The organism is Roseofilum reptotaenium CS-1145, from assembly GCF_028330985.1.
GTDB lineage: Bacteria > Cyanobacteriota > Cyanobacteriia > Cyanobacteriales > Desertifilaceae > Roseofilum > Roseofilum reptotaenium.
In genome coordinates this window covers 100,819-124,698 of sequence record NZ_JAQMUE010000088.1, presented here as the reverse complement: position 1 = coordinate 124,698, position 23,880 = coordinate 100,819, and the positions used below count along the sequence as shown (strand labels likewise).

General features: G+C 44.1%; 21 protein-coding genes and 1 pseudogene. 15 read left to right on the top strand and 7 right to left on the bottom strand.

All coding sequences use genetic code 11. The annotated features are described in order from the left end of the window. Positions 1 to 5 precede the first annotated feature (5 nt). From PN466_RS20070 to PN466_RS20040, 7 genes and pseudogenes are all read left to right on the top strand, one after another. Positions 6 to 929, top strand: a complete 924-nt coding sequence (locus tag PN466_RS20070; protein WP_271942995.1) for an NAD(+) kinase — start codon at positions 6 to 8, stop codon at positions 927 to 929. Positions 930 to 1,020: 91 nt separating this feature from the next. Then, positions 1,021 to 2,352 carry a diacylglycerol/polyprenol kinase family protein gene (locus tag PN466_RS20065; protein ID WP_271942992.1) on the top strand — a complete coding sequence of 444 codons (1,332 nt, stop codon included), beginning with the start codon at positions 1,021 to 1,023 and terminating at the stop codon, positions 2,350 to 2,352. A gap of 13 nt (positions 2,353 to 2,365) precedes the next feature. Continuing rightward, on the top strand, positions 2,366 to 3,355 hold the full coding sequence (locus PN466_RS20060) for an N-acetyltransferase (RefSeq protein WP_271942989.1): 990 nt from the start codon (positions 2,366 to 2,368) through the stop codon (positions 3,353 to 3,355). 93 nt (positions 3,356 to 3,448) lie between these two features. Beyond that, positions 3,449 to 5,098, top strand: a complete 1,650-nt coding sequence (locus PN466_RS20055) for an adenylate/guanylate cyclase domain-containing protein (protein WP_271942987.1) — start codon at positions 3,449 to 3,451, stop codon at positions 5,096 to 5,098. A gap of 119 nt (positions 5,099 to 5,217) precedes the next feature. Beyond that, positions 5,218 to 6,012 carry a ParB/Srx family N-terminal domain-containing protein gene (locus tag PN466_RS20050; protein WP_271942983.1) on the top strand — a complete coding sequence of 265 codons (795 nt, stop codon included), beginning with the start codon at positions 5,218 to 5,220 and terminating at the stop codon, positions 6,010 to 6,012. A gap of 52 nt (positions 6,013 to 6,064) precedes the next feature. Beyond that, a pseudogene (locus tag PN466_RS20045) lies at positions 6,065 to 6,418 on the top strand (type II toxin-antitoxin system RelE/ParE family toxin). After that, positions 6,418 to 6,729 carry an XRE family transcriptional regulator gene (locus tag PN466_RS20040; RefSeq protein WP_271942978.1) on the top strand — a complete coding sequence of 104 codons (312 nt, stop codon included), beginning with the start codon at positions 6,418 to 6,420 and terminating at the stop codon, positions 6,727 to 6,729. The pseudogene PN466_RS20045 and the gene PN466_RS20040 overlap by 1 nt, the downstream one beginning before the upstream one ends. Positions 6,730 to 6,910: 181 nt before the next feature. Here the strand turns inward: PN466_RS20040 and PN466_RS20035 are convergent, their stop codons facing one another. The 3 genes from PN466_RS20035 to PN466_RS20025 are packed head-to-tail and all read right to left on the bottom strand — an operon-like array spanning position 6,911 to position 9,144. Beyond that, positions 6,911 to 7,234 carry a DUF3082 domain-containing protein gene (locus PN466_RS20035; RefSeq protein ID WP_271942975.1) on the bottom strand — a complete coding sequence of 108 codons (324 nt, stop codon included), beginning with the start codon at positions 7,232 to 7,234 and terminating at the stop codon, positions 6,911 to 6,913. Positions 7,235 to 7,251: 17 nt separating this feature from the next. Next, complete coding sequence (gene ispE, locus PN466_RS20030) at positions 7,252 to 8,196, bottom strand: 4-(cytidine 5'-diphospho)-2-C-methyl-D-erythritol kinase (RefSeq protein WP_271942972.1); 945 nt, start codon at positions 8,194 to 8,196, stop codon at positions 7,252 to 7,254. A gap of 3 nt (positions 8,197 to 8,199) precedes the next feature. Beyond that, positions 8,200 to 9,144: a glycosyltransferase gene (locus tag PN466_RS20025; RefSeq protein WP_271942969.1), complete on the bottom strand. Its 945-nt coding sequence runs from the start codon at positions 9,142 to 9,144 to the stop codon at positions 8,200 to 8,202. Positions 9,145 to 9,148: 4 nt separating this feature from the next. On the opposite strand from PN466_RS20025, the gene PN466_RS20020 reads away from it, so the two are divergent. Beyond that, a complete protein-coding gene (locus PN466_RS20020) occupies positions 9,149 to 9,394 on the top strand; it encodes a hypothetical protein (protein ID WP_271942966.1) in 246 nt (81 codons plus the stop codon). Here the strand turns inward: PN466_RS20020 and PN466_RS20015 are convergent. The 4 genes from PN466_RS20015 to PN466_RS20000 form a co-directional block, all read right to left on the bottom strand. Continuing rightward, positions 9,391 to 9,657 (bottom strand): hypothetical protein, encoded by a 267-nt coding sequence (locus tag PN466_RS20015; protein WP_271942963.1) that lies wholly within the window; start codon positions 9,655 to 9,657, stop codon positions 9,391 to 9,393. The two genes, PN466_RS20020 and PN466_RS20015, sit on opposite strands and share 4 nt — an antisense overlap. Positions 9,658 to 9,679: 22 nt before the next feature. Then, positions 9,680 to 10,141, bottom strand: coding sequence for a type II toxin-antitoxin system VapC family toxin (gene vapC / locus PN466_RS20010; RefSeq protein ID WP_271942960.1), 462 nt, complete (start codon positions 10,139 to 10,141; stop codon positions 9,680 to 9,682). After that, positions 10,141 to 10,365 (bottom strand): type II toxin-antitoxin system VapB family antitoxin, encoded by a 225-nt coding sequence (locus PN466_RS20005; RefSeq protein WP_271942957.1) that lies wholly within the window; start codon positions 10,363 to 10,365, stop codon positions 10,141 to 10,143. The genes vapC and PN466_RS20005 overlap by 1 nt, the downstream gene beginning before the upstream one ends. Positions 10,366 to 10,447: 82 nt before the next feature. Next, positions 10,448 to 11,488 carry a CAP domain-containing protein gene (locus PN466_RS20000; protein ID WP_271942955.1) on the bottom strand — a complete coding sequence of 347 codons (1,041 nt, stop codon included), beginning with the start codon at positions 11,486 to 11,488 and terminating at the stop codon, positions 10,448 to 10,450. 267 nt (positions 11,489 to 11,755) lie between these two features. On the opposite strand from PN466_RS20000, the gene PN466_RS19995 reads away from it, so the two are divergent. The 7 genes from PN466_RS19995 (at position 11,756) to PN466_RS19965 (ending at position 23,876) form a co-directional block, all read left to right on the top strand. After that, on the top strand, positions 11,756 to 13,957 hold the full coding sequence (locus PN466_RS19995; RefSeq protein WP_271942952.1) for a PAS domain-containing sensor histidine kinase: 2,202 nt from the start codon (positions 11,756 to 11,758) through the stop codon (positions 13,955 to 13,957). Next, positions 13,926 to 15,062 (top strand): hybrid sensor histidine kinase/response regulator, encoded by a 1,137-nt coding sequence (locus PN466_RS19990; protein WP_271942950.1) that lies wholly within the window; start codon positions 13,926 to 13,928, stop codon positions 15,060 to 15,062. The genes PN466_RS19995 and PN466_RS19990 overlap by 32 nt, the downstream gene beginning before the upstream one ends. Beyond that, on the top strand, positions 15,040 to 16,788 hold the full coding sequence (locus tag PN466_RS19985; RefSeq protein WP_271942948.1) for an EAL domain-containing response regulator: 1,749 nt from the start codon (positions 15,040 to 15,042) through the stop codon (positions 16,786 to 16,788). The genes PN466_RS19990 and PN466_RS19985 overlap by 23 nt, the downstream gene beginning before the upstream one ends. Positions 16,789 to 16,859: 71 nt before the next feature. Next, complete coding sequence (locus tag PN466_RS19980) at positions 16,860 to 17,954, top strand: hybrid sensor histidine kinase/response regulator (RefSeq protein WP_271942947.1); 1,095 nt, start codon at positions 16,860 to 16,862, stop codon at positions 17,952 to 17,954. Between the two features lie 77 nt (positions 17,955 to 18,031). Beyond that, on the top strand, positions 18,032 to 19,684 hold the full coding sequence (locus PN466_RS19975; RefSeq protein WP_271942944.1) for an EAL domain-containing response regulator: 1,653 nt from the start codon (positions 18,032 to 18,034) through the stop codon (positions 19,682 to 19,684). Positions 19,685 to 19,686: 2 nt separating this feature from the next. Continuing rightward, positions 19,687 to 20,730 carry an S-layer homology domain-containing protein gene (locus tag PN466_RS19970; protein ID WP_271942941.1) on the top strand — a complete coding sequence of 348 codons (1,044 nt, stop codon included), beginning with the start codon at positions 19,687 to 19,689 and terminating at the stop codon, positions 20,728 to 20,730. Between the two features lie 446 nt (positions 20,731 to 21,176). Beyond that, a complete protein-coding gene (locus PN466_RS19965) occupies positions 21,177 to 23,876 on the top strand; it encodes an EAL domain-containing protein (protein WP_271942938.1) in 2,700 nt (899 codons plus the stop codon). Positions 23,877 to 23,880: the final 4 nt, after the last annotated feature.

Sequence of the window (23,880 nt, the reverse complement as noted above, 5' to 3'; positions counted from 1 at the left end):
GAATCGTGGAACTCAAACAGGTCATTATTTCCCATAAAGCAGGAGACCCGGATAGTCGTAAATGGGCAGAACGATGCGCGAAAGAGTTGGATGCTTTGGGTTGTCGAGTGCTGATGGGGCCATCGGGGGCTAAAGATAATCCATATCCTGTATTTTTGGCTTCAGCGACTGAACCCATTGATCTGGCAGTGGTTTTGGGGGGAGATGGCACGGCACTGGCAGCCACTCGACAGTTGGCAGCCGAAGGTATCCCGATTTTAGCGGTGAATATTGGGGGAAATTTAGGTTTTTTAACGGAGTCGGCAGATAATTTTTATGATACGCAACGGGTTTGGGAACGGTTGCAAGGCGATCGCTACGCCATACAACGACGTATGATGCTCCAAGCAGCAGTTTATGAAGGCAATCAGCGGTTTATCCCTCCGGTGAGCGATCGCTTTTTGGCGTTGAATGAAATCTGCATTAAACCGGCTTCCCATGACCGCATGATTACCTCGAAGCTAGAGATTGAGATCGATGGGGAAGTCGTCGATCAATATCAAGGGGATGGTTTATTGGTCTCCACTCCCACGGGTTCAACGTGTTACAATCTCTCTGCCAATGGGCCGATCATTCATGAAGGAATGGAGGCCATGACTGTGACTCCCATTTGTCCGTTAAGTTTATCGAGTCGTCCTATTGTTATTCCGTCTGGCTGCATCGTCAGTGTTTGGCCCCTGGCAGACTACGATTTAAGTACCAAACTCTGGACAGATGGAGTCATGGGTACAGCCATTTGGCCAGGTCATCGTGTTGATGTGCGAATGGCTGATTATCAAGCCAAATTTATTATCCTCGAAGAAAACCATTCCTACTATCGCACCCTCCGCAATAAGCTCCAATGGGCAGGCACAAGGATTGAGTTGGATAATAATCATCGGAAGAATTAAAATAAAATCATTTTTCAGTTCTAATTTTCAATTGATATACGGTAAAACCTACTTTTTCCCTATTCCCTAGCGCGAAGCGCTATCAATCCCCATGTTTCCTCCTTGGGTGAGTGTACTGTTCGTCTTATCGATTCTCGCCGGCTTGATGCTCCTGTTGCGAGAGTATCAGCACCGGTACTCTCCACATCCAGAATGGGTGCGTAAATTACTTCATGTGGGCATGGGGTTAGTAACGTTAAGTTTTCCCTGGTTATTTGATTCGCCCCTGCCGGTAATTGGCTTGGCTATGGGCGCGATCGCCTTTTTATGCAGTATTAAGTTTATCCCCTACTTTCATCAACGGTTGGGCAGCGTAACGGATGGCGTAGCTCGTAGCTCGTGGGGAGAAGTGTATTTTCCCCTTTCAGTTGCCTTGGTTTTTACCTTGTCCCAAGGGAATTGGGTCTACTATCTGATTCCCATGCTCCTTCTGACACTTGGGGATGCAGTTGCCGCACTCATTGGGGTGAGCTATGGATTGCACACCTATAGTACCTCGGAGGGACACAAAAGTGCGGAAGGGTCGATCGCCTTGTTCACAGTAGCTTTTTTAAGTACCCATGTTCCTTTACTGCTGCTCACGGAGACAGGACGAGCCGAAAGCCTATTAATTGCGGTGATTCTAGGCTTGCAAGTGATGGTTTTAGAGGCGATCGCCTGGCAAGGATTGGATAATATCTTTATTCCCATCGGCGGATTGATCATGTTAAAGTTATTCCTGCCCATGGATATTCCCTCTCTCAGTTTTCGTCTCATTCTCACCCTCATTGTGGGCCTATTAACCCTCAATTGGCGACACCGAACGACCCTCAATGATAGCGCTGTTTTAGGGAGTGCTTGGTTCGGATATTTAACTTGGGTATTGGCAGATTGGCGCTGGTTTATTGCTCCAGTTATCCTATTTTTAGCCTATTCTTTACTCTGTCCTTGGACTCAACAATACCAGGAACGTCGCCATGACATGCGGGCAGTTTTGAGTATTGGCTCAACCGGGATTTTATGGTTATTACTGGGTAAAATCATGGGTGAAACCCTTTGTTTTTATCCCTATACCTTAGCCTTTGCGGCTCATCTAGCCATCATTGATATTGCTGTACCTCAATTTCATCCTCAATTACCGAATTGGCGGTTTATTGGGCGCTCTGTGGTGAAGGGATGGGTGTTAATTTTTGTCCCTTTTTTATGGATTCAAGGCTGGGACAGCCAGGCGATCGCCTATGCTGGAGAAGGATTCATGATCATGGGGCCAATCGCCATTGTCTTTGCTCTCCTACAAGGGAGTTGCCGGAATCTAGATGAGACGTGGATGTGGATCGGGCGATCGGCGATCGTTGCTTTGGGATCGGCAATTAGCTTAAACATTTGGGTAATGGGTCATGGGTAAAGGGGATTTTTCTATGTATGATTATCGTTTAATTGATCGAGAATCTGAGCTAGAGATCTTAGCCAGTGTTGACGGAATTTCTGCTCTCAGTGCAACTGAATTGAAGCAACATCAACCGGATCTACATCTGGCAATTTTGCACAATCAAACCTTAGTCGCTCGCTGTTCCCTCTGGTGGAAAAATACGCCAAATTATGGTCAAAAAAACCTTGGATTAATTGGCCATTATGCTGCCCAAGATCGTCAAAGCGCTAAAGCTTTATTGAGTCGTAGTCTAGAGATTTTAGGGCAACACCATTGCACTTTAGCCGTTGCGCCTATTGATGGCAATACTTGGCGCAATTATCGCTGGATTACCGATCGAGGAGAGCATCCCGCTTTCTTTCTCGAACCTAACAATCCTCCAGACTATGTTGAACAGATTCTAGAGGCTGGATTTAGTCCTTTAGCTGGCTATTATTCTGCCTTAGTCACTGATTTAAATCAAGGCGATCGTCGCTTAGAGCGAGTCGGCGATCGCCTGAAAAAACTCGACCTTACCCTTCGCCCCCTGAATTTGGACAAGTGGGAAGAAGAACTCCGTCAAATTTATCATGTTTCTAGAATTGCATTTGCGCGAAATTTCTTATATACACCCCTCTCAGAGTCCGAATTTATCGAGCAGTATAACCCAGTCCGTAGCTACATTAACCCAGAATTAGTAGTATTAGCGCAGCAAGGAAACGCCATTGTTGGTTTTTTATTTGCTCTTCCGGATTTTTGCCTAAGACAACGGAACTTACCTGTTGAGACTGTGATTCTGAAAACCGTTGCTATCTTGCCCCGAAAAGATTACGCTGGGCTAGGGAGTTTCTTGGTGTGGCAATGTCATCAAATTGCCCAAAAGTTAGGCTATAAATCCGTAATTCATGCCCTTATGTATCAAGGTAATTCATCCCTAAACATCAGCCATCGATATGCTCAACCCATACGTCAGTATACCCTGTTTGCCAAAGCTATTTAAATCGCCTATACTTGAGTATAAAAATCACCTCAAACTTGATTAAAGTCTGTTCCAGGCTTTATTTTATCCCTTATCATCCCGCATGAAAACACTATGCCGTACTTAATCTACGCTCCCCATAGTCAGGATGAAAAATTATATGAACTGCGTTGGGGAATCAATAGCCTGGGGCGATCGCTCGATAACATGATCGTGATTAGTCACGCCAGTATTTCCCGCCATCATGCCGAAATTCACTGGACACCGAGTGGGGTTGAGATGAGCGACCTCAATAGCAGTAATCATACCTTTATTAATGAAAGTCGAATTGATAGTAAATTACTCAAGGATAAGGATATCATTCGCTGCGGTAAAATTAGCTTTCAATATCGAGACCAACTGGAAGTTGTTGAAGAAAACATGGGTTTAGATCCAGAGGAACATCGCACTATTATTAAAGAATTTTCTCTCGATCGAGGCAACGTGGGAATACCTGAGTTATTGTCCGATCAAGAACAATGCTTAACCGTACTCAAATTGCGAGAACAGGATGAACAAAAACGGAAAGAAGATAAACTCAAACTTTTGTTAGAAGTTAGTAAACAACTCTCCTATCCCAAAAGACTCGATAAGTTACTCAAAAAAATCTTAGAAATTCTGTTGGATTTAATGCAGATTGACCGCGCTGCTATTTTGTTGATCGATCCGCAAACCGAAAAGCTGCAAGTTAAAGCGGTACATTCTCAAGTCGGTATTCATGCAGACTATCAATTTTATAGTAAAAAAATCACAAATTATGTTTGTGAAAAACAACAAACTATTATGACGGCAGATGCCCAAATGGATCGTCGGTTTAGTGATTCTGATTCGGTCATTAGTCAATGTATTCATGCCTCGATTTGTGCCCCTCTCAAGCCTCGCGATACGGTCATTGGGGTGTTATACGTGGATAATTTATCCTTGGCTAATGTCTATTCCGATGAAGATGTAGAATTCTTAACTGCTTTAGCGAACCAGGCAGCGATCGCGATCGATCATAGTCAACTCTATCAGAAAATGGAATCCGAAGCCGTCCTTCGGGACAAGCTAGAACGATTTTTTCCCAAAGCTGTCAGCCGTAAACTACGGGAAGAAGGCAACTTGAACAAAATTGTAGACACAGAAGTTACAGCCCTGTTTTCCGATATCAGTCAATTTACGCAAATGTCTTCCCTCATGTCTCCCCGGGCAGTGATTGAGATGCTCAATGAATACTTCAGTATGATGGTCGAAGAAATTGTCTTCCCCTATGAAGGAACCCTAGAAAAATATATTGGCGATGCCTTAGTTGCCGTCTGGGGGTCACCTTATCAAAGAGAAGATGATGCAGAACGAGCGGTCAAAGCAGCTATTTCCATGCAATGGGCTGTTAGACGGCTGAATATCCAGCGCCAACGTCGTAACCATCATCCCATTCATATTCACATTGGTTTAAATACCGGACGAGTGGCTTCCGGAAACATTGGCACAGAACGCCTGATTCAATATGCCCATATTGGCGATACGATGAATGTAGCTAGTCGCATTTGTAGTGAAGCTAAAGCGAATGAAATCCTCATTTCTGCCAGCACTTTCGCCCAATTGAACCCGCATCAAATTCCTGTAGAACGCTTACCCCTTGTACAAGTCAAAGGTAAAAAAGATCCCCTACAAGTCTATCGTGTTCTCTGGGAAGAATTACCCTATCAAGATACTTTAAATGTAGAGGAAGAGAGTGAGGAATAGGGAAAACTGGTTTTTTTCCTTTCGTTTTGGATCTGATTATTTTAAGATTTAATTGATTTGACAGATGAAAGTCTCACTATTACCCTGTACGAGTATGCATTTTTTGGTGAGTTTGACCTGTGCAAAAATTCTGGCTCTTCTGCCTGACTCTAGTCGTTTTGGGTTTATCGATCGTTCTTCCTCCATCCGCAGACGCTAGAATTCCCCCTTGTCCCTCCCGTCCTCCTCAACTGAGAACGACTCTGGAATGCCAGATCGCGATCGCCGATTTGCATCCCACACAACCCGTGGTGGGTAAGTATCAAGTGCAATATCAGGTCGCGGTTTTAAAGGTTATTGATCGCGGAGAATCTTCTGAATATGCAACGGTTGAAAACTATGTAAATCAGCGCAAAGTACCGGTTGTTTTAGGCCCGGGGAATCAATTTTATATGGTTGACTCTCACCACACCATGAGTTCAATTTGGGAATATTATCAGGGCGATCCCGATATTAGGGTAAACATCGAAATCATTCAAGATTGGCGAAATAAACCGGATTTTTGGTCAGCGATGAAAACCAATAACTATACCTATCTAGGAACCCCCGGAAATACAATTAGTCCTGAAGATCTGCCCCGTAACCTTGGTAAATTGAAAAATGATCCCTATCGTGCCGCAGTTGGGATGGCACTTAATTGGGGATTTTTTGAGCGACCGAAGGGCGAAAAAATATTTTTCTACCAATTCAAATTAGCGGATTGTTTAAAAGAATTCGGCTTAACTTTACCGGAAGAAATTAACCGTTTCCATATCTATCAAACTCTAGCCATGATTCACGATCCTGAGTATAGTTATGGCAACAGTTCCGTCTGTACAATTCCTCCCCCTCAAGCGTTATCTTTAGAAGGAATTGCCGCAAAACTCCAACGATAATCTCAATATAAACGGAAGTTTACTGACTTTGCTGCGAGTTGAGTTATAGTTTATGAAATGGACTGTTATATTCGATCCCGATTTTAAGCTCTGGTTTTATCAACAGGCACAAGAACTCCAAGATGAAGTCTTTTCAGTTTTAACTCTGTTGATGAAATTCGGCCCGTCTTTGGGCAGACCGAGAGTTGATACTCTTGAAGTCTCTTCAATTAAGAATCTCAAAGAGCTTTGTATTCAATATAAAGGAGACCCTTGGCGGATTTTATTTGCGTTCGACCCGGAACGATAAGCTATTTTACTGGTTGGCGGCAATAAAACGGGTAACAAGCAATGGTATAAGGAAAATATTCCTATAGCAGAGCAACGTTATGAAAACTATCTTGAAAAACTGAAGGAAGAAGAATAATGAAAGACTATACAACGTTATCGTCAGAGTTAGCAAAACTTTCTCCAGAACGACAGGAATGGATTAAAGCTAGAGCGAATAAAATTTATCTTGAAGAACTGACTTTCCAGTATCTGCAAGAGAAGTTAGGATTGTTGGAGGAAGAGTTAGAGCAATATTTTACCGAAGCGCATCCCGGAAAAGCAAAACTAGAAAGTAGGGAATGTCTGGAGTTAAATACACTTCAGGAGGTGGTAAATGCATTAGGGGGAACTCTGGAAATTACGATAAAAATTCCCCAGAAAGAGCCTCTTGTTCTGATCAGCGAATAGTATAGCGCTGCGCGCTATAGTCTTGACAGATAAGGGCGCATGTAGGGGCTTTCCGGCCAGAAAGTCCCTACAGATTATTGTAAACACACGCTTCGCGAAGCGCTATAAAAGCTGGAGCAGATAGTTCTAGTAGTGGACTGTTTCATATAGAATAGTGCATTCTTTTTCGTTCAAGCGGGGATTAATTGACAGTGCTTTTGCGAACGCTGAGTTGAATGGCTAGAGCTAACAATCCGACTGTAGTCAGAGCAAATACACCAGTCGCTAATAATCCCATGCCCATGACGAGGGTGCGGACGGCTGCACCAATATTTAAAGCGATCGCATTTTTTGTCGCGAGCGGCTTATTGGCAAATGTCTCAATAATGGACATGGAGAGGAAATAGAGAAATGAGGTAATCGCCCCACTCATCAGAGCGCCGGTTAAACAGCGCACTGGGGTAACATTGGCAGAAATAGCCGGTTTACTCGTCTGTTCAGAAATTGATTCGTTATGATTGATCATGATTGCTAGAGTATCTATTAGTCACTCACTTTAATGCCTGTTGGTGAAAACTGAGCGACCCATAAGTTGAGATCGGGGTCATTTAATTGTTGTTCGATGTCGCTTTTAATTCGGTCAGCTTCCGCTTGAGATTCGGTAAGGGCAAATATGGTAGACCCTGAACCCGACATGAGTGTACCCAGTGCCCCGGCTTCTATAAACCGTTGTTTGAGCGCGACGAGTTGGGGATATTCGGGTAAAACAATTTTTTCAAAATCATTCCGCAATTCTTCGGTAATGATAGCATGATTCTTGCTGGCGATCGCCCTCACTATCGGCCCGGAATGAACTTTTTGACCATAGGCTTCAATATGTTCTGGGTCGCGAATATAGGACTCTTCATCGATGTTGCGATAGGTTTTATACGCCCAAGCGGTGGAAATCTTCACGCTTTCATACTTGGCCAACACCACATACAATTGATCTAGATCCGGCAGAGGGGATAATTTTTCTCCCCGTCCCGTAGCTAAAGCTGTTCCCCCTCGAACGCAAAACGGCACATCTGACCCCAACTGCTCTCCTAACCGTTCGCATTCTCCCTGAGTTAAGCCCAAATTCCATAACAAATCCATCCCCACCAATACAGCCGCCGCATTACTCGATCCTCCGGCTAACCCAGCAGCGACGGGAATGTGTTTATCAATGCTAATATTCACACCTCCATATTGGGCGAAGGCTTCGGGAAACTCGGAACACATTAACTCCGCTGCACGATAGGCTAAGTTACTAGAGTCACTGGGAACATCGGGATGGTTACAGGTGATGCGGATGATATCTGTACCAGAGGGTTCGATTTGCAGGCGATCGCACAAACCCACACTTTGCATAATCATCGCTAATTCATGATAACCATCGGCGCGATCGCCGACAATCTCCAGATATAAATTAATTTTCGCGCACGCTAATAGGGTATATGAACGCATAGTTTAGGAGTTAGGGGTGAGGGGTTCGATATAGCGGGCATTTTCCGGCAGATCGGAAAATGTTTGCCCTTGAGTTCTGGCTTGGAACATGTACAACCCTAAAGGAGTCTTCACTAAGTCTACAATATCGGCCTTCCCTAAGAGCATTTTGGCGCTGGTGAGGGGGACTTCTTTAACCATCCAGCGTGTCATCCGATAGAGGGTTTCTTTGAGCGTTAGGGAACGCATCAAGTCTACGCCATGGAGTTGATGTAAATAGCGGTTCGATTTTCCATAGCGATACCATTGTTTTTGCAGCTCTTTGAGGGTGCGACGGTGGCGATGTTTAACGGTTGCATCGGGGACAAATTCGTATTTCCAGTCAGTTTCGCGCAAAATACGCCAACAGATATCTGCATCTCCTCCTGTGGTTAAATAGGGACGAAACAGTCCCACTCGATCGAAAATAGAGCGACGCACTGCTAAGTTGGCTGTTTGTCCATAGGGACAGAAGGGGTTCGCGAGGGTATGTTTTTGGGAGAGGGTTTCTTGGCGATCAGCGTGTTGTTCCAGTAGAGTGTTACCGGGAAGCGCGATAATTTCGCCCACCGATAACCCAATGTCTGGCTTGGCAAACGGTTTAACCAGGTTCGCTAACCATTCCGGTTGGGGACGACAGTCGGCATCCGTAAAGGCGAGAATCTCATACTGAGCGGTTTTGATGCCCAAGTTTCGCGCTGCATAGGAACTTTGGATCTCGGTTTGACTCAGGGGTTTGAGGTTGGGTAAGTCGGCAGCTTGGAGAATTTCCGAGGTGCGATCGCTGCTACCATTATCGACAATCAGGTATTCTAGGCGATTGTTTGGATAAGTCTGGTTCCGAAACCCCTGTAACAATTCCGGTAAGTCCTCCTCACCGTTATACACCGGCACAATAACGGAAACTTGGGGAAAGAAAGGTGCGTTCATAAGTGTGGGAAGCGGTGGCATTGATAAATTGGAAAAGTACCGTAGATTCAGTATCCCAGAAGTTTGGTTTTGGCAAAACGATCGCCTTTCGCTCTACGTGCTGCGATCGGATTTGAGTGGATACGATCGCGCCGAGGATAGTCAATGTTTACCCACTCTCAATTTGCGCTTATTAGAAGAGTGTATGGGTATTACCGATATTTTAGCAGCCCGACAATCTTTTCTGAGGGGATTGGGCGATCGCCATTAGCAAAGATAGGGCGAGCAGTGTCTGCCCACCCTACATTTTAAAACTATTTCCAAATAATCCGATTTAACGCGATCGGTAGGGTGTTCGTCTGAGAGACCATACGAGGTAAAATCTTGTAAAAATTCGATTGTCTTAGTAAACCAGTAATAGGAAGACACCCGTTCTTGAGGTTTATTGGCTTTGCGAATTTGTGCCAAACGACCTCGGATTAATTCTTCAACACTAATTACAGTGATGGCAATTAGATTAGCCTGAATCGTCACTAGTCGCTGGCTTAGAGGTTTATCACCTCGTTGATAGAGACTCAAATGATCGCTGTCCAAAATGTATAACGTCATTGAGGTTACGATCTACTAATACAATGGGAATGTATTGTCGAAAATTCTCAAAATCCTTATCTGTTGTGAAAATACTATACCCACAGCGATGAGCAGCAGCACAGAGCAGAAAGTCAGTATTTGAACCCTGAATACCTTTGCTGCGACAGCTATTAAAGAACTCTGCGGCCAACTCATAATCTTCAGGGGTTAGCTCTAAATCTGGAAAAGTGCGAAGATACTCTTTCAATTGATTAAACTGTTCCTTGTAGCGTATCCCGGAAAGGATTTCCTGACGAATTGCTCCCACTAAGACCACTCGTCCATCTGCAATTAAATCCTGTAAAATGGTAGCGGCTTCATTCACTTTATTCGTTGTGTTGCATCGCAATACCAGTGACCACACTGAAGTATCAACCAGAGCCTTCATCAGATTTGTCGCTGTTGCTTATAGTTATACTCTTGATCATAATCAATCGTCCCAAACAGCTCAACAACTTTCAGTTGTCTTCGGCTTTGAATATACTCTTGTAAAGCAGCTTCAAGTAACTCAGTAGGTGTAGGAGATTTACTCAACGCAAGAGCTTCTTGCAGGAGCATTGGATCGATTTCAATTAGAGTTCCTGCGGGATTGTTTTCCATAACTTTGTTCATTATTTTATTCATCCTATACACTAGCATAGAATACGAGAAACCGGACCTCTTTGAGAACCCCGGTTTCTGGCGGGTAATTCTATTAAACTAAAATAAAATCTCCTGGATCGATCTGGCTCGGGGCAACATTGGGGAGAATGGCTAAAACATTCGTCGTTCCGGCTTGATAAATTAATGTGGCGTTGGCTAATTCTCCACTGCCAGAATTGAAGGTTAAACTATTAAATGATAACCCTCCAGTTAAACCAATATAATCCTCAGCATCGTTGTAAAACATTAAATCTGGCGCACCGGGACGGAGGACAAAGATATCGTTTCCTGTGCCACCAATAACAACATCCGATCCCAGGTCTCCATAGAGGATATCATTACCTGCTCCGCCATCAAGGTAATCTTCATTTTGGCCGCCGTAGAGGATATCATCGCCATTATTACCAAAAACCTGATCGTTTTGGCGATCGCCAAAAACAAAATCATTCCCTTGACCTCCACGCACAGAATCATTACCCAAATCTCCGGCAACTTGGTCATTGCCTAAGTTTCCATTGACATAATCATGACCACTATTCCCTCGAGCAATATCATCTCCCCCTAGAGCAAAAATTGTATCATTACTAACCGTTCCCGTCATTTGGTCATTCAGATCGGAACCCAGGGTAAAAGGGCTAGTTGGATTGACTAGAGTCGGTGCAGGTGCAGGGGTTACGACACCATTACGAGGAGTACCAAACACTTGTGTCCAATAGGAATTGTAGTTAACAGTACCGGTATCATTAGCGAGAAAAAAGTAACCGACTCCAATTTCCTGTAAATTAGCATCAAGGATATTGGCTCGATGTCCAGGACTATTCATCCATCCCTCAACTACTTGTTCTGGCGTTTGATATCCTGCGGCAATATTTTCGGCTCCTGTAGAAGCTTGATATCCGGTAGCGCTGATGCGATCGCCAATAGAGCTATTATCTAAGCCAGTATGACTAAAAAAGTCCTGAAAGGCCATATTTTCAGTATGGCTTTGAGCCGCTTGCGTCAACTGTGCATTAACAACCAAAGGAGCTAAACCGAATTGACTACGCTGAAAGTTCGTCAATTCCACAACCCGGTTAATAAATTCTTGACTCATAACATTCACCTCATGAATGAGTGGCTCTATAGAGATCTCAGAAACATGACGGCTGTTTTATGCAAAATCGCGAAAATTGTAATAAATCTTAGCAGTAGTACCTTGACGAGACTAGAATAGTGCATTGATCGATGCATGGGGGTATGGGAAATTTCTTCCCCATCCTCCCCCTGTTCCCCATCTTTTTCTCAAGTACTACTTTAGAGCGCAAAGCTCTTCCTCACTGCGCTAGGATAAGATAGCAGGAGTTCCGTATGGGGAGGAAGAATGGTCTCAAAAGATGAGACATTAGCTGAATTTCATCAGCGTTATACCATAGAACTGCGAACCTATCTTCAAGGAACAGTCAGTTATCCCGAGGATACAGAGTCGGGAACCCGCTTGGCAACGGATGAGCAAGAAGGTTTGCTTGCACCTACCGTTCCCGTATCCGCCAATATTTTTTTAGGACAACTGGCATTTGCTTCAGATATCAGTGTCGTTGATGTTGTCCATATCCATCAGATCTCCTGTGGCAAGTTAGGTGCAGACAATAGGGAGAAAGAAGAAGAGTTTTTACGACTGGTCTTATCAGCCTATGAGCGATCGCAACGTTTAAACGCTCGTCAAGGCCAATTTAACCGCTTACCTGATATTTTATATTCTATTAACACGGAATATTATCTGCAACGCTGGAATCCGGGTCTAGAAAAAGTCACCGGTTTAAGTCAAACTCGGTTAATGAATGAATCCGTTTTAATTCTCTTTCCTCCCGAAGAGCGAGCGGCGATTACCCAACATATTCAACAAGCCTTTCAGGACGGACAAAATGAAATCGATACCCTACTGTTGACTCGTGCAGGGCCAATTCCCTACCGCATCAGAGGGATGGTGATGAAAAATGAGGATGGGGTTGTAGTCGGTCAAGTTGTTCTGGGTAATAGTTTAATCGAAACCACCCTCAATATTGAAGCCTTACGAGATTCAGAAGAACGATTTCGCAATCTGGTAGAAAACCTCAATGAAGTCTTTTGGTTAACAGATATTGATAACCAAGCCATCATTTATGTCAGTCCTTCCTACGAAAAAATTTGGGGACAATCGTGCGAAAGTTTATACGAAAATCCCCAATCCTGGTTAAGTGTTATTCATCCTCAAGAGAGCGATCGCATTCAAGCCACCTTACCCGCTCAACGTCATGGCCCTTGGGAACAAGAATACCGTATTCTGCTCCCCAGTGGTCTCACCCGCTGGATTCGGACCCGATGTTTCCCCGTGCGTTATCCAGTCGGCGATCGCATCTATCGTTTAGCCTCTATTTCCGAAGACATTACCCAACGCAAACACACCGAAGCCGCTCTAGAGCGATCGATCTCCCTTTTACAAGCCACATTAGACTCTACCGCTGACGGCATTTTAGTCTTAAATCGAGAAGGCGATATCCTCAATTATAATCAACAATATGTGCAATTGTGGCGCATTCCCGATCACATCTTATCTTCTAGGGATTCCCAGTTAGTGAACGCCTTCTTACTCGATCAAATGCGCTATCCAGAAGACTTTATTAACTTCATCAATCAGAACTATCAAGACCCCACAGAAACTCATCAACATCTGATTGAACTCATTGACGATCGGATGATTGAACTGATCTCTAGACCCTATGAACTCAGTGGTTATATTCGGGGCAGAGTTCACTGTTTTAGTGATGTCACCAGTCAGCGAAAAGCCGCTGAATCTCTAGAATCTCTCAATGAAGAATTGGAGGCTAGAGTTAAGAAAAGAACCGCACAGTTAAGACACCTTAATGAAAAACTCCAATTATCAGTACAAGAAAAAGAAATCTTGCTCAAAGAACTACACCACCGCGTCAAAAACAACTTGCAAGTGATTGCTAGCTTATTAAGATTACAATCAAGCTATGTGCAAAATCCCCAAGATCGAGAACTCTTCAAAGATAGTGAAAATCGCGTCCGCTCCATGAGTTTGATTCATGAGAAACTCTACCATTCCCAAGAAATGGGAGAAATTAATGCCCAAGATTACTTTTATACAGTTGTCAGTAATTTACTCAGTTCCTATAGCCGATCCTCTCAAAAGATTGAGATCGACTTCAATCTTGAATCTATTGCCTTAGATGTGGACACAGCAATTCCCTGTGGCTTGATTGTCAATGAATTAGTTTCTAATTGTTTTAAGTATGCCTTTGTAGAACAATCATCAGGAACAATTACAGTAGAATTTATCCGTCAGGATGATGCAACCCTGAGTCTTTTAGTCCAAGATGATGGTCGAGGATTACCAGAAAACTTCGACCTCGAAGAAATCGATTCTTTGGGCTTACAACTCGTCCAGAATTTAGTCGAGCAACTTGAAGGAAATTTAAGGTTAATGGGTGAGCAAGGAACTTATGTCAAAATAACTTTTCCGTGGATTGATAAACAGAAGGCAGATCAAAATGATGAACTTGATAAAAATATTAGTCGTTGAAGATGAGCGAATCATTGCCATGGATATCCGCAACAGCTTGCAGCGGATGGGATATGCAGTTGTGGGAATAGTCAGCTCGGGGGAAAAAGCCTTAGAAAAAGTGCCAGAAGTTAAGCCAGATTTAGTCTTAATGGATATTGTGCTGAAAGGAGAAATGGATGGCATAGAAGCTGGAGAAAAAATTATCCATAACTTTAAAATACCTGTGGTTTACTTAACCTCTCATACCGATCCAAAAACCCTAGACAGAGCGAAGAAAACTAACCCCTTTGGCTATGTCGTCAAACCCTTTGAAGAGCGAGATTTAAATACTACTTTAGATATTGCCCTGGCTCGCGCTCAGGTAGAAATCGAGATGGAAAAAAATCTAGCTAAAGAGCGAGAGTTAGTAGATTTAAAGTCTCGGTTTATTACTATGGTTTCCCATGAATTTCGTACCCCTTTAGCAACGATTTTATTTTCGGCAGGATTATTAGAAAAATATAGTCATAAATGGACAGAAGATAAAAAACAAATTCATTTCGATCGCATCAAGTCTGGTGTCCAGCGTATGACTCGCATTCTCGAAGATATCTTGGTTATTGGTCAGGCAGATCCTGAACAATTAAATCCTAAACCCAAAGGGCTAGATATTCAAACGCTATGTACCCAAATGATTGACGAAATTAAAACGTCCTCCAAAACCCACATAGACATTGAATTCAAAACGGATGCTCTCCATACTCATCAAGTTTATTTAGATCCAGAATTAATGGGACATATTGTTTATAATTTACTCTCAAATGCGGTGAACTATTCACCTAAAGGTTCTCATGCAATTGTCGAGTTAGCAAATAAGGATAAAAACTTAATTTTAAAAGTAGAAGATCAGGGTATGGGGATTAGTCGGTCAGAGCAAGAACACTTATTCAAATCTTTCTATCGCGGTAGTGAGGTGGAAAATATCCCCGGAACGGGGTTAGGATTAGCAATTGTTAAGCGGGCTGTTGATTTACAGCAGGGAGAGATTACAGTAGAAAGTGAGGTGGGAGTCGGTAGCACGTTCACCGTGGTTTTACCTTTAAACTTATCAGAGACTGACTATGGCGAAAATTCTGGTCATTGAAGATGATGAAGCAATTCGGGAAAATGTTCTGGAATTGTTGGAATCAGAAGGATATGAAGTCCTGGGTGCAGACAATGGTCGCGAAGGGTTGAAGATCGCCCAAAACGCGATACCTGATTTGATTTTATGTGATGTGATGATGCCGGAGTTAACAGGTTATGCAGTATTAACGACACTACAAGAAAATCCAGCTCTTTCCCATATTCCATTTATTTTCTTAACGGCAAAAGGAGATCGCCTAGATTTTCGTTATGGAATGGAGCTAGGGGCGGATGATTATTTGATGAAACCCTGTCTGCCCAATGAAATTCTCAGGGCTGTTGCTGCCCGGTTGGATAAAAAGGCGAGTCTGAATGCCCACTATTTACAAGAACTTCAGCGTCAAGCCTCAGAAGACTTGTTAACCCATCTTCCCAACCGTACCCGTTTACGGGATCTCTTCCAAACCCTGGTGCAAAATAGCTCCACCCTCGTTGCTGGACAGGAGCAACTGATCCCAGTGTTATGTATTGGTTTAGATCGGTTTGAGCGGATTAATCATACCCTCGGTTATGATATTGGCGATCGCCTCCTGCAAGCTGCGGCTCAACGCATCTGGGAAACTTTCGATCCCTCAACTTCAACAATTCTCGCTCGCCTGAGTGATGATGTATTTGTAGCCATTTTAGGGGAACACCTCTCCCGACATCAAGTGATGGCACAGATACAAACTCTGCTTGAACAGCTCTCTCAACCCTTTGCGATCGAGCAGGAAAATCTGGTTATGACCGCCAGTATTGGTATCACTTATTATCCCAGGGATGGGCAAGATATCAATCCTCTCATCCAAAATGCCAGTCGTGCTCTTAATCAGGCCAGGGAACAGGGAGGTAATAAATATCAATTCTATATTCCCACCTTTTACGTCGGTTCGAGCGATCGCCTCAACCTAGAAGCCGATCTACGATACGCCCTAGAGCGCCAAGAACTTGATGTCCATTATCAACCCCAAGTCAGCTTGCACACCGGTAATGTTATTGGTGCAGAAGCCCTGATTCGCTGGCAACATCCAGAGCGGGGATGGATTTCTCCGGCTAAATTTATTCCCATCGCTGAAGAAACGGGATTAATTGATGCGATCGGTAAATGGGTACTGGTGCAAGCCTGCAAACAAGGGAAACACTGGCAGCAATTCAACCCCAACTTCCAGGTGAGCGTTAATTTATCTCCCCGCCAACTTACCCAAATCCCCTTGCGCCAATGGCTTTTAGATACTTTGATCTCAATGGGCTATATCCCGGGCACTCTAGAATTAGAATTAACAGAAAATGCCTTAGTTGAACAGAAACTAGAAGCATTGAAAATCTTAAATTCCCTCAAGTCTATTGGGGTTAAACTTGCCTTAGATGATTTTGGCACCGGATACTCGTCTCTAGAATATCTGAAGGATTTTCCTTTTGACACCTTAAAAATAGACCGTTGTTTTATTAAAAGAATTGAAATGAATATGAAACAACAATCCCTGGTAGCAGCGATTATCAAAATGGCGCATTCCCTGGATTTGCAAGTCGTCGCTGAAGGCGTGGAAACAGAACCAGAAGGGAGTTTTTTACAGGCTCAGAACTGCGAAATCATTCAAGGCTATTATTTCAGTCAGCCCCTAGCGAAGGAGGAGTTTGAAGCGCAAATCTTGAAACCGGAGAAAAGATTGCCGAAGTTACTGCTGCAAAAACGGGGTGAAAATTGAGATAAATGGGTTAACCCTTACGAGTAAACTAAACCAATATTGATAATCTTGACACAGAGGAGCCAATACAGATGGTTAAAGTATTAGTGATTGAAGATGAGGAAATGATTCGTGAAAATATTCTCGATCTCTTGGATGCGGAGGAGTTTGAAGGGCTAGGAGCAGAAAATGGCTGTATTGGAGTAGAGATAGCCAAAGCCGAAATTCCCGATCTAATTCTCTGTGATGTGATGATGCCCCACTTGGATGGTTATGGAGTATTAGAGCAATTACGCTCCGATCCGAAAACGGCGATGATTCCCTTTATTTTTTTAACGGCGAAAGCAGAAAAAAATGATGTCCGTTCAGGGATGGAGTTAGGGGCGGATGATTATTTAACGAAACCTTGTTTACCGGATCAATTACTCAAAGCGATTAACAGTCGTTTAGATAAACAAGCTCTGATTAAACAAGCGTCTGAAGGAAAATTGGATGAGTTGCGCGAGAGTATTACCCGATCGCTGCCCCATGAATTACGCACTCCCCTGAATGGAATTATGGGGTTTGCGGAACTGATGAGTTATGCCGCAGAAGACTTAAAACCCGAAGAGATCCGAGAGATGGCCGAGCAGATCCTAGTATCGGGAAAAAGATTACACCGCTTGATTCAGAATTTTCTTTTGTACGCTGAGTTGGAATTGACCAGCAAAAATAGCGATCGCCTCAACCAATGGCGCTCCCACTCTACTGGCTCAATTCGAGATACAGTTGAAGAAGCGATTACCTTAAAAGCAGACCAATTTGAGCGCACGAGCGATCTTAAATATGAGTTAGAAGATAGTTCCGTCCAGATGGAAGCGTCTCGATTACATAAACTGGTACAAGAAGTCATTGATAACGCCTTCAAGTTTTCTCCCTCTGGAACCCCAGTTCAGGTAATGACAAAGGTAAAAGATAACCAGTTCATCTTAACCGTAATTAACTCAGGACGGGGGATGATTCCAGAGCAAATCGAGCAAATTGGAGCCTATATGCAATTTAATCGTAAACTCCATGAGCAACAAGGCTCAGGCTTAGGACTGGCGATCGCCAAACAGATTGCCCAAATTCATCAGGGTGACTTAACCATTACCAGTATCCCCGACGAGGAAACCCGGATTACCATTACCTTACCCACCAGTTCATAGGGGAATGGAGAGGATGGAGAGACGCAGAGATTCCCTATTCCCTATTCCCTATTCCCTATTCCCTATTTTTAATTGAAATGGTTTGCATTCTCGTAATTGAAGATAATCCAGAAATTATCAGTAATGTGGTCGAATTTCTCGAAGCTGAGGACTTTGAAACCCTGAGTGCAGAGAATGGTCGTATCGGTCTAGAACTGGCTTTTGCCCATCGAGTAGACTTGATTCTCTGCGATGTAATGATGCCTGAACTTGATGGGTATGGAGTCTTAAATGCCTTGCGCCAAAATCCGGCTACGGCAACCACTCCCTTTGTCTTTCTGACTGCCAAAGGTGAACGACAAGACCTGCGAACCGGAATGAATTTAGGAGCTGATGATTATCTGATCAAACCTTTTACCCCTGATGAACTACTAGAGGCAATCGCTGCTCGTTTATCTCGCTCTGCCCAACTGGAACAGTATGATTCTCTCACCGGACTGCCTCAAATCAGTGCGTTTAGCCAACCGGAAGGGTTTTTTACTCAAGCAGTAGCCCAAAGTGATTTGACTCGTTCCCTGATTCCCCTGATGTTAATTGGATTAGATCGCTTAGAGCGTATTCAGCAAGCCATCGGTCATCGTCAAGGCGAGGAGGTCTTAAAAGTAATCGCCCAACGCCTCACCCAGTTGATCCAGCCTCTAGGAGGTCAGGTAGCCAAAGGGAATGGGGGGCAATTTGCAGTGATGTTACCCCCAGTAGCCGATCAAAGTGTGGCAACAGAGCGCGCTCAAGAGATTTTAGAGGTGATTAATGAACCAGCTATCATCGGCTATCATCGCGCGATCGTGACGGCTAGCATGGGGATCGGTTTCTATCCCTTAGCCACCAGTTTTGACGAACTGCAACGGCAAGCTAGTATTGCCCTCGGTAACGTGAAAAGTATGGGCGGTAATCATTATCGGGTTTACGTTGCGCCCTTATTTGGTCTTGACCAAACCAGAGACCTAAAACTCGAAGAAGAATTCTATCAAGCTTGGAGTACCAACCGCTTTGAAATCCGTTACCAACCCAGAATCGAGATTAAAAAACGCCACTGTGTTTCCGTCGTTGCGCTCTTGCACTGGGAACATCCCCTGATGGGGGGTATTCCTGAAAACAAATTGTCCCAATTAATCACAGTTTGCGGATTAAATTTGGTGTTAGACCAATGGATTCTAGACCAAGCCTGTCAACAAATCAAAACCATCGAAGACAGGAAACAACCCCTGCGCATTGTTATTCAGGTGTCTGAACAGCTTTTTAATGAAGACCTACTCGCGATTATCGATCGCACCTGTCAAACCCATGGTTTCCCTACTTCACGCCTAGACTTAGAATTTGCGGCGAATACTCTATTGGTTGCTCAAAATCAAAACCAAATGGCGGCTACCTTGAGATTAGCAAAGCAGAAAGGAATCTCAATTACCCTGAAAGACCTAGGTCACAACAACCAGTTTCTCAATCAGTTAGGCTCTCTTGCCATCGATGCTCTGAAACTTGATGGTAGCTCCATGCAACACCTTCAGCAAAATCAACCTCTGATTAAAGCCATGATTCAACTGTGCCATAACTGGAAATTGAAGGCGATCGCCCCTGAAATTGCCACCCAAGAACAGCAACGGTTTTTACAGCGCCATAACTGTGATTTAATCCAATATCAACAGTCCTATGATATCAAAGCGCTCAAAAGGCGTTTATTGCAACGGTTTTAATTATGTCTCTATTTCCTGTCATGCCGATCGCGACCCTAATGGTATGGGCCACAAGCCCCGGTCTGCATATTGCCCAATTCTCCCCATCCCTAGAAACCACTGCTTGGCAATGGATCGATTGGACTCAAGGGAATACGACTCAACGCCCCCTTTCTCAACGTCCGATTACCTTGATGTTCAAAGAAGGCAAGGTAAGTGGATTTGGGGGATGTAATAATTATTTTTCTAGCTACCAAGTAGACGGCGATCAGCTCATGATGCCCGACCCGTTTGGACGCACGTTTAAAGCCTGTGGCAAGCTGTCTGACCAAGAAGACCAGTTTTTAGAGCGATTAGGGCAAGTCGATCGATATCAGATTAACCCCGATGGAGAATTGTATCTGTTTTATCGTCACAATGGGGAAATGGGACAAATGCGCTTTAGTCCCATTCCTGAGTCATCCTCAATACAGACTTCTTTTACCGATATTCCCCTCAACTATTGGGCCCAAGACTTTATTGTGGCCCTAGTTGAGCGTAATCTGATATCTGGGTTTCCTGATGGTACATTCCGCCCAGATACCCCAGTCACTCGCGCCGAATTTGCCAGTCTGCTCCAGAAAAGCTTTGATCTGCCCCAGGTGCGAAAGCGCGTCCGTTTTCGAGATGTGCCCCAAGATTTTTGGGCCTATAGTGCCATTCAGTATGTGGTGACCACTATTCCCCAGCTTATGGGGGGTTATCCAGAGGATAAGTTTCACCCAGAAGAGCCGATTTTGAGAGTTGAAGTACTGGTGAGCTTGGCTAATTTATTACGAGAAGTACCAGAGGTAGATATCATCCAAATGTTAGAGAACTATGAAGACCGAGAAGAAATCGCCGATTATGCCTTAGAAAAAGTAGCGATCGCCACTCAACATCAGATGGTGATCAATTATCCCCAAATTGGGCAACTCCATCCCAACCGACCGGCTACCCGTGCAGAAGTGACAGCCCTCATCTATCAAGGCTTAGTCAAAACCGGTCAAGCACCTGAAGTGCGATCGCCCTATCAGGTTAATCCTTAAATTCCTAGCCTTGGAGTACAGTAGGGAATAGGGAGTCGGCAGTTGGCAGTCGCTTACAAGGGTTTCCCCATCCCCCATTCCCTATTCTCTACCACCCAGCGCCCAGCGCTATACAGTCCCAAGGGAGCATCGATTACCGAAACTAAGTATCTTCGGACTGCAACAAATTTCTGACTATTTCCATCAGGAAAAACGCATCATTCAACCCCCTAAGCCATTCTTTATCCCGATTAGCCCTAGGGAATCGCGTTAATCTAACAGAAGAGTCATTCTTCCATGGCTGACTTTGGGTACAAAGGTGTTGTTTGAAAGATGCCTTTTCTATCTCTTGATTGTTTTCCGGACACACTTGCCTGCCTCTAAAAGTTGCCCACAGACTTTTGGGAGGATGACCACTCACCTCCAGGGTCAAACGGTGTTATCAACCCCTCTCAATTGAGCCAAAAATGCTGAACCGTCAAAACCACCCGATCAACCCCTTGACTTCAACTCCAGGATGGCAACGCTGGATTGGAGGTGCTTTTGCGGCACTGGTCTTAATGGGACTAGAGGGTATCGGTCTGGTCAAGCAACTCGAACAATTAGCCTATCGAGGTTTGTTTCAGTTACGGGGAGAAGAATCTTGGCATAGCCAAGTGGTCATCGTGGGTATTGATGAAACGACACTAAAAAATCGGCAAAACTCTGATAGTCCCCGGCAAATTTATGCCACCCTTTTAGAGCGTTTAGCCCCCAGTCAACCCCAGATGGTCGTGTTGGATATTTTAATGCACGATCGCTCCCCCGACGATCTACAGTTGGCTCAAGCGATGCGTCAAGTTCCCGTGGCACTGCCAGTGTCTTGGGATAAGCAAGGGAATCAAAAAGATCCAGTTCCAGAATTGGCAGCCGAGGCTGTAGTCATGGGCCATGTGGTGAGTCGTCAAGATTCTGATGGCTTAACGCGCACAGTACTCCCCCAATTGGGCGACATCCGGGCCCTTGGAGTGGCAGTAGCTAATGAAGTGATGGATCGGCCTCTGGAGCTGAATCAGCAGGGGTCTGAACCCCTATGGATTAATTGGCCCGGATCGGTGAACCATTTGCCCCAATATGAATTGTTGGAGGCGATTGAAGGGAGAGTGCCGATAGAGGAATTCCGGAACAAAATTGTGATTGTCGGCGCGAATGTAACTGGGTTTAATCCCGTATTAACGCCGTTTGATATTAACCCTCCAGCCAGTGGTATTTATGTTCATGCGGCGGTGGTCAGTAATGCCTTATCGAATAATGGATTACAACAGGTAGGAGTATTTTTGCATCCAGTTTGGATCAACTTACTCTATTTCACGGGTGCGATCAGTTTGAGTGCAACGGTTGTATTTTGGTCATTCCGTAACCAAGTTATTGTTGTTCTGGGTTTGGGGGGAGTATGGCTAAGTATTTGTTATAGTGCGTTTCATTTTTATTATCTTTTGCCTGTTGTCTCGCCTTTAGTGTTGTTGGGTTTAACGTTGTTATTAGTAACACTTCAAGATCGCTTGAAAATGAAGGCAATGTTGGTAGAACAGGAAAAGCAGTTATTTGAGTCCGCATTTTACGATCTAGCTACGGGTTTACCCAATTATGCTCTGTTTATGGATCGCTTGGAGGGAGTACTCTCCCGTACTCGCGAACAATCCCAGCCGCCTTTGTTTGCCGTATTTTTTATTTATATCGATCGCTCTAAGGTCGTTAATCCGGATTCGGGGCATCGGTTAAGCAATGAGTTGCAAGTGGCGATCTCCGGTCGCATTGAAGAGGCTTTGAAGCGATCGATGGCTCATTCCCCTCGCCCCCTTTTGTCTCCCCATTCTTCCCATTTTTCTCCTCGTTCTGAGATCTCATCTGTACCGACTCAATTTACTATCGCTCGGTTAGATACGGATACATTTGCAGTATTGGTTAATGCTCTTTCCTATTCCTCCCAGGCGATCGATGTAGCTCAAACGATTTACCAAACCCTCTCCCATGCTTCAGTGTCTGAGGAGTTGCCCACTAACCCAATTGAGCCAGATGAAGCGATCGGTTTACTCGAAGAAAATTTATCAGCAATGACCGCTTTTATCGGAATCGCTTTATCCGCCGTTCATTCTGATTTTGAACAAGTTTCAGTTAATATCTATTCTCAGGCAGAAAGTATGCTCAGGGATGCTGAAATTGCCATGTACCAAGCGAAGGTTAAAGAGGGAAATCATTATGCTATTTTTGACCAAAATCTCCACCATGCAGAAATTCAAAGATTAGAACTCGAACTCGATCTACGACGAGCGATTAATCGCGCTAGGCGACAACAGGAAAATTGGTCGGGTTCGATCAACAATTCTAATTGTTCTCCTGCACATTTTTCTTATGCTTCGGAGCAATGGGGATCGGAATTGGAAGCTCAAAGCGATTTTCGTCTCTATTATCAACCTATTGTTTGTTTTAGTACCGGTCGAATTAGTGGATTTGAAGCCTTAGTGCGCTGGTATCATCCTACCCGTGGCATGGTTTCCCCGGTCGATTTTATTCCTCTAGCTGAGGAAACAGGATTGATTCTGGCTTTAGGAGATTGGATTTTAAAAGCAGCCTGTTATCAGTTGCGAGAGTGGCAAAATAAGTTTCCCCATGGTCTGGATGTGACCATGGTGGTGAATTTATCGAGTTTGCAGTTACATAATCCCCAGCTCGTGAGTCAGATCCAGACCTTACTGGATGAAATGGATTTAGATCATCGTTATTTGAAGTTGGAAATTACTGAAAGTGGATTGATGGAAAATGAAGATATAGCTCTGGACTTACTGAAAACTCTTAGAGAAGCGGGAATTCAGTTGAGTATTGATGATTTTGGGACAGGTTATTCTTCATTGGCACGGTTACATAATTTACCAGTGAATACCTTGAAAATTGATAAGTCGTTTTTGGAGAGAACGGCTCTAGATCATGAGAGTTGGGAAATTATTGAAACGATCATTATTTTAGCCCATAAATTAGGGTTGACAGTGGTAGCGGAAGGAATTGAAACGGGAGATCAGTTTGAGTTGCTTCAAAGGCTTAGTTGTGATTATGGTCAAGGGTATTGGTTATCGCGCCCGATAGATGCTTCAGGGGCAACGGCGCTGTTGGCGAAAAATCCACAATGGTAGTATA

Coding starts and splice junctions, on each gene's coding strand:
- PN466_RS20065 (WP_271942992.1), top strand. CDS start 1,021: ATGTTTCCTCCTTGGGTGAGTGTACTGTTCGTCTTATCGATTCTCGCC.
- PN466_RS20055 (WP_271942987.1), top strand. CDS start 3,449: ATGCCGTACTTAATCTACGCTCCCCATAGTCAGGATGAAAAATTATAT.
- PN466_RS19980 (WP_271942947.1), top strand. CDS start 16,860: ATGGTTAAAGTATTAGTGATTGAAGATGAGGAAATGATTCGTGAAAAT.
- ispE (WP_271942972.1), bottom strand. CDS start 8,196: ATGCGTTCATATACCCTATTAGCGTGCGCGAAAATTAATTTATATCTG.
- PN466_RS20040 (WP_271942978.1), top strand. CDS start 6,418: ATGAAAGACTATACAACGTTATCGTCAGAGTTAGCAAAACTTTCTCCA.
- PN466_RS20000 (WP_271942955.1), bottom strand. CDS start 11,488: ATGAGTCAAGAATTTATTAACCGGGTTGTGGAATTGACGAACTTTCAG.
- PN466_RS19985 (WP_271942948.1), top strand. CDS start 15,040: ATGGCGAAAATTCTGGTCATTGAAGATGATGAAGCAATTCGGGAAAAT.
- PN466_RS19995 (WP_271942952.1), top strand. CDS start 11,756: ATGGTCTCAAAAGATGAGACATTAGCTGAATTTCATCAGCGTTATACC.
- PN466_RS20025 (WP_271942969.1), bottom strand. CDS start 9,144: ATGAACGCACCTTTCTTTCCCCAAGTTTCCGTTATTGTGCCGGTGTAT.
- PN466_RS19990 (WP_271942950.1), top strand. CDS start 13,926: ATGATGAACTTGATAAAAATATTAGTCGTTGAAGATGAGCGAATCATT.
- PN466_RS20035 (WP_271942975.1), bottom strand. CDS start 7,234: ATGATCAATCATAACGAATCAATTTCTGAACAGACGAGTAAACCGGCT.
- PN466_RS19970 (WP_271942941.1), top strand. CDS start 19,687: ATGTCTCTATTTCCTGTCATGCCGATCGCGACCCTAATGGTATGGGCC.
- PN466_RS19965 (WP_271942938.1), top strand. CDS start 21,177: ATGCTGAACCGTCAAAACCACCCGATCAACCCCTTGACTTCAACTCCA.
- vapC (WP_271942960.1), bottom strand. CDS start 10,141: ATGAAGGCTCTGGTTGATACTTCAGTGTGGTCACTGGTATTGCGATGC.
- PN466_RS20060 (WP_271942989.1), top strand. CDS start 2,366: ATGTATGATTATCGTTTAATTGATCGAGAATCTGAGCTAGAGATCTTA.
- PN466_RS19975 (WP_271942944.1), top strand. CDS start 18,032: ATGGTTTGCATTCTCGTAATTGAAGATAATCCAGAAATTATCAGTAAT.
- PN466_RS20005 (WP_271942957.1), bottom strand. CDS start 10,365: ATGAACAAAGTTATGGAAAACAATCCCGCAGGAACTCTAATTGAAATC.